The sequence below is a fragment of the Thiomicrorhabdus sp. genome (assembly GCF_041583835.1).
Taxonomy (GTDB): domain Bacteria; phylum Pseudomonadota; class Gammaproteobacteria; order Thiomicrospirales; family Thiomicrospiraceae; genus Thiomicrorhabdus.
Window position 1 is genome coordinate 41,478 of sequence record NZ_JBFHFC010000006.1, and the last position, 15,414, is coordinate 56,891.

At 45.2% G+C, this 15,414-nt stretch carries 9 protein-coding genes and 1 riboswitch; of the genes, 5 read left to right on the forward strand and 4 right to left on the reverse strand.

The window, feature by feature from the left end:
- Positions 1 to 16: 16 nt before the first annotated feature.
- The gene (gene glnS, locus ABY044_RS04850) at positions 17 to 1,687 is read right to left on the reverse strand and encodes a glutamine--tRNA ligase (RefSeq protein WP_373018737.1); all 1,671 of its coding nucleotides are present in this window, start codon (positions 1,685 to 1,687) and stop codon (positions 17 to 19) included.
- A gap of 481 nt (positions 1,688 to 2,168) precedes the next feature.
- Here glnS and ABY044_RS04855 point away from each other — a divergent pair, with 481 nt between their 5' ends.
- The 5 genes from ABY044_RS04855 to ABY044_RS04875 all read left to right on the forward strand — a co-directional run bounded on the left by ABY044_RS04855 (position 2,169) and on the right by ABY044_RS04875 (position 12,638).
- Complete coding sequence (locus ABY044_RS04855; protein WP_373018739.1) at positions 2,169 to 4,715, forward strand: methyl-accepting chemotaxis protein; 2,547 nt, start codon at positions 2,169 to 2,171, stop codon at positions 4,713 to 4,715.
- A gap of 325 nt (positions 4,716 to 5,040) precedes the next feature.
- Positions 5,041 to 6,252: a multidrug effflux MFS transporter gene (locus ABY044_RS04860; protein ID WP_373018741.1), complete on the forward strand. Its 1,212-nt coding sequence runs from the start codon at positions 5,041 to 5,043 to the stop codon at positions 6,250 to 6,252.
- Between the two features lie 261 nt (positions 6,253 to 6,513).
- Positions 6,514 to 9,366 carry a PAS domain S-box protein gene (locus tag ABY044_RS04865; RefSeq protein WP_373018743.1) on the forward strand — a complete coding sequence of 951 codons (2,853 nt, stop codon included), beginning with the start codon at positions 6,514 to 6,516 and terminating at the stop codon, positions 9,364 to 9,366.
- 63 nt (positions 9,367 to 9,429) lie between these two features.
- A riboswitch (cobalamin riboswitch) is annotated at positions 9,430 to 9,634 on the forward strand.
- A gap of 145 nt (positions 9,635 to 9,779) precedes the next feature.
- A complete protein-coding gene (locus ABY044_RS04870; protein WP_373018745.1) occupies positions 9,780 to 11,624 on the forward strand; it encodes a TonB-dependent receptor plug domain-containing protein in 1,845 nt (614 codons plus the stop codon).
- Between the two features lie 141 nt (positions 11,625 to 11,765).
- Positions 11,766 to 12,638, forward strand: coding sequence for a cobalamin-binding protein (locus tag ABY044_RS04875; RefSeq protein ID WP_373018747.1), 873 nt, complete (start codon positions 11,766 to 11,768; stop codon positions 12,636 to 12,638).
- Between the two features lie 57 nt (positions 12,639 to 12,695).
- Here the strand turns inward: ABY044_RS04875 and ABY044_RS04880 are convergent, their stop codons facing one another.
- The 3 genes from ABY044_RS04880 to kdsB all read right to left on the reverse strand — a co-directional run bounded on the left by ABY044_RS04880 (position 12,696) and on the right by kdsB (position 15,393).
- Positions 12,696 to 14,114: a PilZ domain-containing protein gene (locus tag ABY044_RS04880; protein WP_373018749.1), complete on the reverse strand. Its 1,419-nt coding sequence runs from the start codon at positions 14,112 to 14,114 to the stop codon at positions 12,696 to 12,698.
- Positions 14,115 to 14,406: 292 nt separating this feature from the next.
- A complete protein-coding gene (locus ABY044_RS04885; RefSeq protein WP_373018751.1) occupies positions 14,407 to 14,607 on the reverse strand; it encodes a hypothetical protein in 201 nt (66 codons plus the stop codon).
- 12 nt (positions 14,608 to 14,619) lie between these two features.
- Positions 14,620 to 15,393 carry a 3-deoxy-manno-octulosonate cytidylyltransferase gene (kdsB, locus tag ABY044_RS04890; protein WP_373018753.1) on the reverse strand — a complete coding sequence of 258 codons (774 nt, stop codon included), beginning with the start codon at positions 15,391 to 15,393 and terminating at the stop codon, positions 14,620 to 14,622.
- Positions 15,394 to 15,414: the final 21 nt, after the last annotated feature.

Genomic DNA, 15,414 nt, shown 5'->3' on the forward strand with positions numbered 1-15,414 from the left:
ATATAACTGAACGGAATTAACTGCTCCAAGTTTCGCGTAAAGCAACCGTGCGGTTAAACACCATGGCATCGCCAGATTGATTATCGCGACAGAAATACCCTTCTCGTTCGAATTGATACGCTTTTTCAGGCTCGGCATTCAACAGCCCAGGTTCAACGAAACCGTTTTTAACCACCAATGATTCCGGGTTAATAACCGCTTCGAAATCCGCTTCTTTTGCCGGGTTGGCAACCGTGAACAGACGATCATAGATTCTGAATTCGGCCGGTAAGGCTTTGGTCGCCTCTACAAAATGAATCACCCCTTTCACTTTACGCCCGTCTGCCGGGTTTTTACCCAGTGTTTCCGGGTCGTAGCTACAATAAATTGTAGTGAAATTACCTTCGGCATCCTGTTCTGCACGCAATGCCTTAATCACATAAGCATTACGCAAACGCACTTCCTTGTCGATTGCCAAACGCTGATACTTGCCGTTCGGCGCCACTTCCATAAAATCCGCACGATCAATATACAATTCACGGCTGAAAAAGATCTCACGCTTGCCCATGGCTTCATTCTGAGGGTGTACCGGCGCCATCAAAGCTTCAACCTGATCTTCCGGATAGTTCTCGATAATCACCTTAACCGGATCGATAACCGCCATGCTGCGAGGTGCTACCTTATTCAAATCATCGCGAATCGCCGCTTCCAGAATATTCATTTCGGTCATGCTGTCGACTTTGGAAATACCGATACGATCTGCAAAATCACGAATTGCAGCCGGTGTATAACCGCGGCGACGCATTCCGGAAATCGTCGGCATACGCGGATCGTTCCAACCTTCGACTAACTTATCGCCAACCAACTGGTGCAACTTGCGTTTCGACATCACCGTGTATTCCAAGTTCAAACGCGAGAACTCGTATTGAAACGGACGATCCGGTTTCTGGAAATCTTCCAGATTATCCAAAACCCAGTCATACAATCTACGGTTGTCCTGGAATTCCAACGTGCATAAAGAGTGTGTCACCCCTTCAATTCCGTCCGATAGACAGTGGGCAAAGTCATACATCGGATAGATGCACCATTTGTCGCCCGTTTGATGGTGGTGTTCGAAACGAATACGGTAAAGCGTCGGATCACGCATACACATAAAAGAGGAAGCCATATCGATCTTGGCACGCAATACGCACTCACCCTCTTTGAATTCGCCGTTCTTCATCTTCTCGAACAAAGCTAAATTCTCTTCAACCGACGTATCCCGGTAAGGACTGTTCTTGCCCGGCTCGGTTAAAGTACCTCGGTATTCACGGGTCTCTTCGGCATTCAAGAAACAGACGTAAGCCAACCCTTTGCCGATCAACTCCACCGCATACTTATAAAACTGATCAAAATAACCGGACGAATAACGTGGTGTACCCGGCCAACTAAAACCTAACCAAGCGACGTCTTTTTGAATGGAATCGACATATTCCATATCCTCTTTGGCCGGATTGGTATCATCAAAACGTAAGTTACATTCACCGTTGTAATCTTCAGCAACCCCGAAATTCAAACAGATCGACTTCGCGTGACCGATGTGCAAATAACCGTTCGGCTCGGGCGGAAAACGCGTGCGCACCGACTCGTACTTATGGTTAGCCAAATCCTCATCAATAATGTTACGAATGAAATTTACGGGACGATCAGTTGCTTCAACTTTGCTCATTTGGGGAAAAACCTACTGAATTTAAAAAACAAGCCACATCACTTCGGCCAATGACAATCGGCAATCAAAGCGGCTCTATTGAAATAGGGCAAATTATAGCACTAAAGCCACACGGGACAAGAATAACTCACGGGGTTTCAGGGCCTCAAAAAACGATAAAAAACCACTCAACTCTAAAACCACCCGCATTGTTCATAAAAAAGGATTCCGGGCACCGGCTTCGAAAGCAATCTATTTTGCTAATTCAATCAATTTAAAAAATGTTTAATAAAAAAATCATAAAAAGCTACGTGTATAAATATATACTTCTATCCAAATATATAGCGAAGTGCCCCTCTCCCGTTTATTTTTTCTGACTATCCAAAAAGCGATAGAATAGCCATAAAAATGCTTAGTGATTAATAAACACCACTTCTCTTATTAAATTATGAATCCCGAGCCTAACAACTCACTCCAAGCTAGATCGAATCCAGGAACTAAAGTGAAAAATATAAAACTAAAATACAAAATGATGCTCATCCCAGTGATTGTCGCCATTTCTCTAGTTATCTTATACATTACCATCACATCAGGCATGACCAATCTGGATGACAAAGCTTATAAAGCCAGTGCCGCGAATAAAATCATCAAAAACATGTTGGATTCACGTATTTCAGAGAAAAACTATGTCAGAAGAAAAGATCCCCAATATGTGGCCGAAGTCGAAAACTTCGCAAAAACCAACATTGAAATCACGAACGATCTGGAAACACGTTTTTCTGATCCCGCCAATAAGCAACAGGCTATAAATACCCATAAAGCCATTGACGAATATGCTCAAGCCTTTAAAGACTATACCGAAGTAAGAGAGCAATCGATAAAATCAGAAGAAGATATGGTCACTCAGGCGCGCATTATCGAAGACCTATCCAATCGAGCCAGAGATGAACAAAAGAAACAACGACAAGCTTTAATCGAGGCCAACGCCCCTCTCGATCAAATCGTCAACAAAATGGAAAAAGCCTCTTTGACCAATCGCATCGTTAAAGACTTGAAAGACATGCGAATTGCCGAAAAGAATTATATCCGCAGAAAAGACCAAAAATATGTCGATGAAATTAATCAACTCATTGGCAATATCAACAAAACGGCTATGAACCTAAAGGCAGATTTCAGCCGTCCGGAAAACAAGCAGATGATGGATGACATCGCTACCAGCGTAAATGCATACAAAAAGGCATTTTTCGAATATTTCGACTTGCGTGAAAAATCCATTCAACTGTCGGCAACCATGAAAGATAAAGCGCGTACTGCGGTTGATCAAGCTGTCGCTATTCGAGCGGATCAAAAACAACAACGCGAAGAAATCAAGGCCGAACTTGAAGCTACAATGATCACCATCTTCGTACTCATCGGTATCATTGCCATCGCATTCAGCTTATATATCACCGGATTGATTGTTAACCCAATCCATCGATTAGCAGAAGTCATGCGACGCGTTTCGGATACAGGTGAATTCAGACACCGCGTGGAAATCCATCAAAAGGATGAACTAGGCGAAATGGCCGAAGCATTCAATGCATTATTGATCAACTCACAACAAGCTATTGAAGAAGCCAATACGGTTGTCAGCGCCATTGCAAACGGCGAATTCGATAAACGTGTCACCACAGATCTTAAGGGCGATTTACACACCCTGAAAGAAGGCGTCAACGGCAGCGCAGAAAGCGTCGACTTCATGATGAGCGAACTTGGAAAAATCATGGATGCGCTTTATAACGGAAACTTCACTGCCCAAATGGATCCAAAAGTCGCCGGTGAATTTAGAGCCCGTACCGAAAATGCACTGGGCGCGATCAATCAGACCATCAATGGCATCATTGAAGTCATGGATCAAATGCAGCAAGGTCAATTCCAGCACCGTATCACGGTTGAAGCCAGAGGTGATCTGCTTAAACTCAAGAATGGCGTCAACAACTCGATGGACTCTTTGGAAAATGCCATCCAAGACATTACCCGTATTATGGTCGGACAATCAAACGGCGACCTGACGCAAAAAATCACCGCCGAATACCAAGGCGAATTACAGGTATTGAAAGAAGCGATCAACCAGACTGCGGAAAAATTGATCGAAGTCGTTTCCGAAGCCGTCAGCACTTCCGACGTCGTTAGCAACGCAGCGCAGGAAGTCACCAAAGGCGCGCTTGACTTAAGCCAGCGTGTTCAGGAACAAGCGGCTTCGCTTGAAGAAACCTCCGCCACGATGGATGAAATGAACACTGCCGTGCAAAACAACACCGAAAACGCCACCGAAGCCGCGAATTTGTCGGAAGACGTTCAAGGAAAAGCCAACCAAGGTGTGCAGGTCATGCAAAAAACCATCGAGGCGATGAATGCTATTCAGGAATCGAGCCATAAAATATCCGAGATAGTCAGTTTGATCGACGGCATTGCGTTCCAGACCAACCTACTCGCTTTGAATGCCGCAGTTGAAGCGGCACGAGCTGGCGAGCACGGCCGTGGATTTGCCGTGGTGGCCAGTGAAGTAAGAGCCTTGGCGCAAAAGTCGGCCGAAGCGGCGAAGGACATTAAATCGCTCATCGAAGAGAGCGTGACGCGAATCGGAGAAGGAACCGAATTGGCCTCGCAATCCGGCGATATGCTTAACACCATTAATAGCTCCATTACGTCGGTAGCGGAAATGATTTCACAAATCGCCTCCGCTTCAGCCGAACAAGCACGCGGTGTCAGCCAGGTTCACCAGGCCATCAGTCAGATTGACCACGTCACTCAACAGAACGCTGCATTGGTCGAGCAAACCTCCGCCGCTTCCGAAAGTATGAGCGAACAAGCTACGGGATTACGTAATGATATGTCGTTCTTTAATACCGGAGTTGTTTTGCATCAATCATCAAGTCAGCCTACAAAAAGACCGATTGAGACAAAACCGGAGACCTTAACACTGGCTAAACCGGTTAAATCGCAATCTGCTCCAGCCCCGACTAGAAAACAGGAAGAGCCATCGTCCAATGAATGGAGTGATTTTTAATCTCGCTTCTTCGCCTGACAATGACTAATTACCCTTGAATTAAGTCATGAGCAATTTCAGACAGGTCTAAAAAAGACCTGTCTGCTCCCCCTTTCTTATTAACTTTTCACATACTCCCAATCAAATAAAGTAACAAAACCATTGTCACGCCTTACCGCTTTACAATTTTAAAAATTCATCCCTCTTACTTTCTTTCACCAAGCTATTTTTAATCGCTCTTTGTCGAAAAATATTTAAATAGGCATGGTAAAATCAAAAGATGTAATTATTATTACACTTATAAAAACTCTACGAATTAGCCGTAGACGACACAGGATGCATTCGCTTGAAATCCAACACCAAAACCTTGCTTATTTTATTCGCCGCTTTAGGTAATATGATTGCGCCTTTTTCAATCGACACTTACCTACCTTCGTTTCCGGCAATCGAAAACTATTACCATGTTTCCCGGGAAATGATGTCGACGTCAATGGGAGCTTACCTAGCCGCCTTTGCGCTTACCACCCTAGTATGGGGCCCTCTAGCGGACAAGTTCGGTCGCAAAGCCATTGCCATCACCTCGCTAGTAGGTTTTGCACTGGCCTCGGCCGGATGCGCTCTTGCACCGACATTTGACTACTTTATGGTTTTCCGTGTGCTTCAAGGGGTATTGGCCGGCGGAGTAATCATTGCAGGACGGGCGATGATCCGCGATACTTTTCCCCCGCAGGAAGCACAAAAAGCAATGGCCATGATTATGATGGTGTTTGCGATTGCACCAGCCATCGCTCCAATCCTTGGAGGCTTTCTGCAACATCATTACGACTGGGAAAGTATCTTCTGGTTTCTAACTGCATACGGCATTGTCACCTTCTTACTGATCGGATTGTTTCTAAAAGAAACCCAGTCAACCGAACACGTTCAATCAATCGCCCCGAAAAAGCTGTATGCGTCTTACGTACACAGTTTAAAGCACCCGACTTTCATCCGCTTGGTTCTCGCTCAATCGTTCGTATTCGGAGGCGTGTTCGTCTACATAGCAGGCTCCGCCAGTCTGATATACGATCACCTTCACCTCGGGGCCGAAGACTTCTGGGTGCAATTTGTTCCTATGGTCGGCGGCATGATGCTAGGTTCCTTTTATTCGCACCGCGTATCCAACCGTCAAACCCCGACTAAAATGCTCCATTTATCCTTTAGCATCGGAGCGGTCGCTGTCGTAATAAATTTGATTCTGGCGCTATTTACGGCACCGCAGATATTAACCGTTATTCCTACTCTCAGCCTATACGCCTTTGCCCTGTCTTTCGGTTTACCGGTACTTGCCATACTCGCCTTGGATTGTTTACCCGAAAAACGCGGCATGGCGGCTTCTTTACAAAGTTTAATGCAAATGGGAATGATGGCGCTTGTCTCCTTCCTGGTGGTTCCTTTCGTCCATGCCTCGGTTCCCGAAATGGCAATTGCGATGCTAGCTCTGTGGCTAGTCGGGCTATTATTCTGGCGCAGTGCACACCACCGTCTTCCTAAGCAAGGCGATCAAATTCACGACTTTTAACCTGCTCAGTTCCGTTCGTTTTAAACTTGCTTACAATCGAACGGAACCATCAAAGGCAATACAAATCAAAATATCCGCTTAATCCATCTATTAAAAATACCAGTTTGCACTTTTTCCACTTTAAGGCAAAATAAGCTTAACCATCCATTTAGAGACAACGTTTTATCTTGTAAAAATCCGTCGGTGACCAATTAATTAGTTGTGCAAAGTTACCCACCCTCGATTCGGATCGAACAAAAACCTACAAGGATTGAATAGGTTATGCCAAAACAAGCAGAAACGTCCCAGCAGAAATCATTATCTGACGTCCTGTTTCACGGTACCCGGCAACCACTTTCACTTATCGACCCGAAAACCGGTCTATACATCGACTGCAATCCGGCTACGCTTGAGCTCTATTCACTCACATCAAGCCAAGACGTCATCGGCAAATCACTGACCGATTTTTCTCCCCGACATCAACCTAACGGAGAACACTCATCCGAACGCTTTGAATACCGTTTAACCCAAACCCTTAAACATGACAGCGAAGCTTTTGATTGGACTTTTGAAACTTCCGACGGATCAACGTTTTCCAGGCAAGTCCTATTTGACAAGGTGCATTTAAACGGAAAAAAGTACATTTTAGAGCGAATATGTCAGGATTCTGAAACCGACTACCGTTCCTTCAACAATGTGTCGACAATTCGAATGAACGCCTCTGAAAATCTAGCGAGTCTAGGAAGCTGGGAACTTGATTTAAACAGTAACAAGTTATGGTGGTCCGATGAAATTTTCCGTATTTTCGAAATCGATCCAAAACAATTCGAAGCCTCTTATGAAGCGTTTATAAACGCAATCCATCCGGACGATCGCGATGCGGTTGATAAAGCGTACAAAGACTCCCTGGAGAACCACACAGGCTATCAGACCGAACACCGCTTATTATTTAAAGACGGGCGCATAAAATACGTCGAAGAACGCTGCAATCATCAGTTCGATGCATCCGGAAAACCAATACGTTCCAACGGCATCGTTCAAGACATTACGCAACGAAAACAAGTAGAAATCCTTTTGCAGGAATCGGAAAAAAAGCATCGTGCCATTTACGACAGTGTCCTCGACGGCATCCTCATAGCCAATAGCGACACCAAACAACTGATAGACGGAAACACAGCGATCTGCGAAATGCTTGGGTACACTCATGAAGAATTGACCTCTCTCAAGGTTCATGACATTCACCCCAAGGCCGATTGGCCGTATGTATTTGAACAGTTCGACAAACAGGCCCGGGGTGAAATTAAACTTGCTGCGGACATGCCTGTTCAGCGCAAAGACGGTTCGACCTTCTATACTGATATTAACACCGCGCCCATACAACTTGCCGGCAAAACGTATGTTTTAGGTGTTTTTCGAGACATTACCGAACGCAAACAAAACGAAGAGCGTTTTAAACTGTTTCGCACGCTGATAGACCATAGCAGCGATGCCATTGAAGTACTTGACCCAGAGTCCTTTCATTTCTTGGACGTCAATGAAACCGAATGTCAAAACTTGGGCTATAGCCGCGAAGAAATGCTTTCCATGGAAGTATTTGAAATTGATCATCACCTCAATAAAGAAACGGTTATTGAAATCGAAAGTCAAATCAAAAGGAACGGAAGCGCCCAATTCGAAACAGTACACCGCCGTAAAGACGGTTCAACCTTTCCGGTTGAAGTCCGTGCCTCGGTCGTTGCACTCGACAAGCCTTATATGATCAGCATTGCCCGCGACATCACAGATCAAAAAATCGCGGAACAAAAGCTCAAAGAAAGCGAACTCGCCTATCGAACGTTGACACAAAATTTACCCGGCTTAGTCTATCGCGTATTCGTGCGCGAAAATTATCACATGGAATTCTACAACGACTTACCGCTTCAAATGACCGGCTATTCCGTAGAAGAACTGACAAACGGCGAAGTTTGCTCTATTGATCCGCTCATTGTCGATGAAGACCGCCCTACTGTATTGAACCTGGTCGAAAAATCGATCATAGAAAAAAGCCCTTTTACCGTTGAATACAGGCTAAAACAAAAAACCGGCGAAATTCGCTGGATGCAGGAAAAAGGCATGCCGGTTTTCGGTGAAGACGGCAAACTCCTCTACATTGACGGTGTTATTTTCGACATCACCGACAGTAAAAAAACCCAAGAATCATTACGGCAAAGCGAAGAAAAATTCCGCACCCTGCTCGAATCCACGAGCGACTGGATATGGGAAATAAACCGCCAAGGCATCTATACTTACGTCAGCCCTCAAGTTGAATCCCTGCTTGGCTATACGCCTCAGGAAGTATTAGGAAAATCCCCGTTGGAATTTATGCCGCCGCAAGAAGCTGAAAATGCAGGCAAGGAGTTCTTAAAAGTCGTCGAAAAACTTCAGCCGATTCAGATGTTAGAAAACACCAACACTCATAAAGACGGCAGACTAAAAGTTCTGGAAACCAGCGGTGTGCCTTATTTCGATGCCGACGGTGCATTCATGGGCTACCGCGGCATCGATCGGGATATTACCGAACGCAAGCAAGCCGAACTTCAGATACAGCATATGGCTCACTACGATACGCTCACCAACTTGCCGAACCGAGCGTTATTTTTGGATCGCCTCAATCAGGAGCTCGCTCGAGCTAAACGAGAACAACTCCAATTTGCTTTGCTATTCATCGATCTGGATCATTTCAAAGAAATCAACGATACCCTGGGACACGCCATGGGCGACTTATTGCTTCAAGAAGTCTCGAAAAGGCTACAAGCCAGCGTACGCCAAATGGACACGGTCGCACGCATAGGCGGTGACGAATTCACCGTCGTAATCACCGACATCAAAACGAATTCAGGCGCGGCAAATGTAGCACAAAAAATCATCGATTCGCTCACGGATCCATTCAACCTGAACGGCAATGAACGCAACATCGGATGCAGTATAGGAATCGCTCTTTACCCTGAAGAAGGTGAAAACAGCGAAACCCTGCTTAAACGAGCCGATATGGCCATGTATTGCGCGAAAAAGCAGCGTAATACTTATCGTTTCTTCCATGATGCCATTCAGGAAAAATCGATTAAAAACACTCATAACGGCTTGATGACCCATTAAATTCACGACATGCTTGTCCGGAACTGTTTGCACATTGTCATTTGCAAGCTTGTCGCTAAACCCTTACAATGCGCGTTTTCTGGTGCTCATTCCATAGATTTAAATGAGTTAAACGGGAAGTGAGGTGAAGTCTTTTACCGGACCCACTCCTCCGCTGCCCCCGCAACGGTGATAGAGAAGACAGATTGAAATGCCATTGGTGTATTCCGAGAAGGCAATCTGAAATCGCTCTTAAGCCCGGATACCGGCCAGAGAAATTCAGGTGATTTTTGCATATCACCTCAAACCGATTGCGGAGGGCAATGCGGCGTGAATTTCACATGGAGGTATGACGCCCTATCCGGCTATAACTCTTGTCAAACAAACGACCCATTTGCCTTCGTTCATAGACAACATGAATTGAAGGAAACACCATGAAACTCAACCCACTGACTTTGGCACTGCTTAGCGCCCTAAGTTCCTCTTTCGCTACTCAAGCTTTTGCCGAATCCGAAGACTCGTCATCCAGCTCGTTGAACACGGTTATGGTCACGGCCGATCATACTCAACAAACGACGCATGCGATCACTTCCAATTTCCAAGTCATCACTCAAGAAGAGATTGAATCTAAAGGTTATACCAGTTTGGAAGACGCCTTAAAGTACGAGGCAGGATTCAATTTCGTCACCTACGGCGGGCTTGGTCAAACCACCTCCATCCATATGCGCGGTCAAAGCAACCGCAGTACATTGATATTGGTCGACGGTGTCGAAATGACAAATCCGATGGGAACCGGGGGCGCTTTACTAGGAAACCTATTACTGTCCGATGTAGCCCGAATCGAAATCATCAAAGGTCCTCAATCCGGAATATGGGGTGCCAACGCCAGTGCGGGCGTAATCAACATTCTGACCAAAAGAGCTTACGAACCATCGGCGAAAGTAGCGATTGAAAGTGGCAGCCTCAATACAAAAAAACTCTCCGCGACCCTTTCCGCAGCCTCTGATCAAGCGGATTTTTTGTTTAGCGTTTCCGACATTCAGTCCGACGGTTTCAGTGCGGTGAAAGCATACAATGGCGATGCTGAGGATTATGAAAGCGACGGCTTTTCACAGACCGATGCCCTATTCAAATTAGGCGTGAACTTTACTCCGGAGCACCGTCTTGAAACACTGGTTAAAATCGCCAGCGGCACCACCGATTACGATTGGAGCAACAACCCCGATCAAACCGATTTTGCCAGCGTCGATTACCGCAATACACTGAAAAAAATTCAGTACCGTTTTCAACAGCCCAACTTCAATGTCGATCTATTTTTAAGCGATAACGAGATCGAACAATACTACCAGGCAAACATCACCGAAATGGGTGTCAAAGGCGGTTATGCCTATGCCCCGGATCAATTGTTAGGATTTGCAGCCACTCACAAAGAGTTCATTAAACGAAACAGCTCGGATCGATACGATAACCAGGCTCTTGCGCTAAGCAATACCAATCAATTTGCCGATAAAACCTGGGTGGTGACCGAATCCTTGCGCAGCGATCGCTACAGCGATTTCGAAGACAAAATCACCGGTAAATTCGGCGTAAAACATTACATTCAACCGTCGATCTACTTCAGCGCCAACTACGGTACGGCATATAACGCCCCGACTCTGTTTGAATTAACCTACGGAGCCACGGCCGATCTCAAACCGGAAACCACTAACGGCTACGACCTGACAGTCGGTATCGACAATTTCAGTCTGAGTTTCTACCATACCGAAACCGAAGACTTGATCAACTATGCCGGTTTTTGGCCGAACGACTATTACGAAAACCTAGACGGCACCTCGACGTTTGAAGGCATCGAAGTTGCCTATCAAAGAGACTTTAAAACAATCGATACCGATTTCAGTTTCAACTACGCTCAAGGTACGGCCAAAGACGACAATGACCAATGGCTGGCACGCCGTCCGGAACAAACAGCCAATATCGGTTTGTCCTATTACGGCTTCGCAAATTTGGTTGTGGATGTACAAACCCAGTATGTCGGCACCATGTACGATCTAGCCAATCAAGGCGGTGCGCAGATCGGCGATTACTTCGTCACGGATTTGATTCTCAATTATCAGGTAAACAAACAACTTAGCTTGTATGCCAAAGCGATCAACCTGTTCGATGAAGATTACACTCGTGCGGTCGCTCAATACGTCGGCTTCGATTCCAACAACGATCCGGAATACGTCTATGCCAACGGCGGCAGACAGTACTACTTCGGATTACGCGGTGAATTTTAATCGCTATTATCATTAGTCGCTAAAAACAAAAAAGGGCAAACAAAACTTTGCCCTTTTTTATTATCTAAAGGTTAAACTTCATGCAAACCGATTGATTCAAAGCCGTTCGAACACTTTCAATTAATATCGATAGGACTCTCAATGCCGAATAAAACATGGTTGCTGGCTATTTTTCTCCTGCTTCCTCTCCAACAAGTCTGGTCACAAACACCCAGCCCGACTTACCATCGAGTCATCAGCTTAGCCCCCCACCTGACCGAACTGATTTACAGTGCCGGTGCAGGCGACAAACTGGTCGGCCGCGTCAGCTACTCCGATTATCCTCCGCAAGCGACCAGCCTTCCCGAAGTCGGTGCTTATAACGCCATTGCCATCGAAAAAATCATTCAACTTAATCCTGATCTCATCATCGCATGGCAATCGGGGACGCGTACCGCCGACATCGAACGGTTACGGCAACTGGGATTCAACGTAATTTTGTCGGAATCTCAAATACTGACGGATATACCTAATGAAATCGAACGTTTCGGCAAACTGTTGCAGACCGAGACCATTGCCGATAAAGAAGCCAAACGTTTACGAAATATTCTTGAACGATTGCGCCAAACCTACCAAGACCGCCATAAAATCCGCGCCTTCTATCAAATCTGGGATGCCCCTCTTATGACAGTCAACCAACGACAATTTATCAGTCAGGCCATGCAGCTTTGCGGTGCTGAAAATGTTTTTTCGGATTTACCACTGTTAGCGGCCGAAGTAAATATCGAAGCGGTTTTGCAGCGTGATCCGCAAGTGATTTTAATGGGGGGCGAGCAATCCATGCAAAAGCAATGGTTCGAAAATTGGCAAAGATGGAAAACGCTATCTGCCGTAAAAAACGGACAAATTTACCAACTGAATGCCGACCGTTTTCACCGTGCGACCGCTCGCTTGATTGAGAGCATGGATAGCCTATGCGAAAAGATCGATCAAGCACGTTTAACCACTCGAATTCCGGTTTTCGACGACAAATAAATCCAAAGTACGAGGCGATTTACAACCGCCGGTGAAACATAGATTGTTAACGATTATTTAAATGCCGAAAGCATCGTCTTCGTCTAACAGTCCAGAAGAGTTATAGGCGTCTTTCACCTCTTGACCTTGAATCGCATGGCTAATCAACATGACCGTCTCTTCAGGACAAGTCATAAACTCGCAAGCGATTAAATAACGGCCTAAATCCGCTCTGGGTTCGATGCGCACCACCTTGGCTCTCTGGTGAATAATTTCGAAATCCTCGACACCATTGGAAGTGGAAACGTCAATTCTGAAGAAAAGTTCAAGAATATCGTTTTTCTCCACCAGAAATTCCGTCAAGAAAGCAAAACCACCGGGCGAAATATCTTGATACTCCTGTGACCAATATTCAGGAAAGATAATGATGTAGTTACTGCTGGAGATGTTGTTGTAAACCTTCTCCATCAGCAGGGTGTAGTGATATAGATCAATAAAGGCTTTCAATAACTTGGAGCCGTTCTTTTTGTTCTTTTCGACATAACCGCGAATATCGTGATCGATCTTTAACTTCTGCAGTACCGGCCCTTCGTATAACTTATGCGGCGTCGAATTTTCCAACAACGTGATGGTATGGCGGTTGATCTGGTTAAGCTTCTCTTCAAAATCGCGCAAAATAGATTCGGTTCGAATATTGCCGTTTAACGAAGCGTAATCCAGTTCGTTATTGATATTTTCGGTTAAAAAACGCATCGCCGTTTTAATATCCAAAACCCCGTTGGATATACCGTTAAGCACTTCACGAAGATATTCCAACTTCTCCAAAACCACCATGAATAAATCGTGGGCTTCCGGATAATTATCCTGTAAGGATGCCTGAATGTTTTTAGAGTAGTTAACGACAATGGTATCGAGCTTTTCATTCACGATTTTATTGAAGTGTTTGACTCCGGAACTATAGATGTCCCCGTGTAATTCCTCAACCTTTTCATGGTTACCGATACGAATGAAGTGGTAACTCATATTGGCTTGATAACGGAAATAACGGCGTGTATTCTCGCGACGGCTGCGAATCGCTAAAGAATGTTTGCCGTGATCGCTTTTGTCTTTATTAATCCAATGAAGTGTTTTCGGGTGCGAATCGACCAGAATTGCGTCGATGACCTTATTTTCTGCCCCCGGTCTTTCGACAAGAACACCCAGAGCCTTATAAAGCACCTCCAACAAAAACTGGAAATGGATTTCATTAATATAGAGGCCTTTAGAAAATGAAGTGATTTTTGCAACGATACAGGCGCAAATGGTCTTTTCGATGTAATCGACTTCCAACGGTTCCGTTACTTTAAATTCTTCAAAGTGTTTGGAATACTGACTTCTCAAGTCCATCAGCATAATTTCCAACGAACTGCTGCGCAGAATCTTATACGCGATCTTCTTGTACTCGAAAGGCAACGCCTCTAAAAAAGAGTGATCACTATCGTAATGCGTACCCGGCATAGCTTAACAACCCGCCGCTTGGTGAGAAAAACAAAGTATGTTTAATGGTGCGTTAACGGCTTTCATTGGTGTAGTTCATTCATCTATATTAACTAGGATTAATATAATCTAAAAACGGCATTTGAACACGAAAGTTTAGGCCAATCCATGCCATTTTTTGCAATTAAAGACGTATGTCCAACCAAAACAAGGATTAAAAAGAGATTCAACGACATTCTAGACAAGTTCGGAACAGTGACAAGGATTTAACATCATCCCCGATCACGAAAAAATGCAGATAAAAAATTAAAACTTAATGAGTCTGAGTCAATAAATGATAAATCATGTAACCGCCGTACATAACCACCATCACAATGCTCAGCAACGTGATTGGACGCAAGCCTTTCTGCTCGATCACAATTCCCTGCTGAGCTAATTTACGGGCACGTAATTTAGACTTGATTAGCCAGTAAAAAAAATAAATGATTCCAGCGAGCGTGAGATATTTCAGCATTGGCGAAACCGTTTAAAGTGCCGATTTTTTGCGTTGCATCAGCAAACGTACTCGCTGTAGGTCTGCTTCGGTATCGACACCGACTCCGGCATCACAAAAAGCATCTAAAACCAGAATCTTCTCGCCATGCCACAAGACACGCAACTGTTCGAGTTTTTCAACCTGTTCCAAAGCGCATTCCGGCCATGAGACATATTGTTTTACGAAACCGGCACGATAGGCATACAATCCAATGTGACGCTTATAAGCCAGATTGTCGGGAAGGGTCTTGATTGTTTGTGAAAAGGTATCTCTCGACCATGGCAACGGCGCCCGACTGAAATTGATCGCTCGATTAGCGACATCACGGCTAACCTTGACTGCATTCGGATCGAAAACCGTCTCCACATCTTCTATCGGTTCGCACAGCGTCGCCATCGAAATTTCCGGATGCGCCAACAGTCCGTCGGCTACTTGATGAATCAACTCCGGCGGCAACATCGGCTCGTCGCCCTGAACGTTGACGATAACCTCATCCCCTTGAATATCGGCAATTTCAATCACTTCCGCAATGCGTTCGGTGCCCGATTGATGATGATCGGCCGTTAAGCAAACTTCAGCGCCGAAACTTTCGCAAATATGCTGTACATCTCGCGATTCGGTCGCGATGATCACCCGGTTCGCTCCCGACTTCTTAGCCTGTAACCAGGTCCATTCAATCATGGGTTTACCTTCGATCTCCATCAAAGGTTTTCCGGGCAAACGGCTCGATTCAAAACGCGCAGGGATAATAACGGTAAAGGCCATAAATGTTTTCTTAATCTAGAT

Coding starts and splice junctions, on each gene's coding strand:
- glnS (WP_373018737.1), bottom strand. CDS start 1,687: ATGAGCAAAGTTGAAGCAACTGATCGTCCCGTAAATTTCATTCGTAAC.
- ABY044_RS04865 (WP_373018743.1), top strand. CDS start 6,514: ATGCCAAAACAAGCAGAAACGTCCCAGCAGAAATCATTATCTGACGTC.
- ABY044_RS04870 (WP_373018745.1), top strand. CDS start 9,780: ATGAAACTCAACCCACTGACTTTGGCACTGCTTAGCGCCCTAAGTTCC.
- ABY044_RS04875 (WP_373018747.1), top strand. CDS start 11,766: ATGCCGAATAAAACATGGTTGCTGGCTATTTTTCTCCTGCTTCCTCTC.
- ABY044_RS04880 (WP_373018749.1), bottom strand. CDS start 14,114: ATGCCGGGTACGCATTACGATAGTGATCACTCTTTTTTAGAGGCGTTG.
- ABY044_RS04885 (WP_373018751.1), bottom strand. CDS start 14,607: ATGCTGAAATATCTCACGCTCGCTGGAATCATTTATTTTTTTTACTGG.
- kdsB (WP_373018753.1), bottom strand. CDS start 15,393: ATGGCCTTTACCGTTATTATCCCTGCGCGTTTTGAATCGAGCCGTTTG.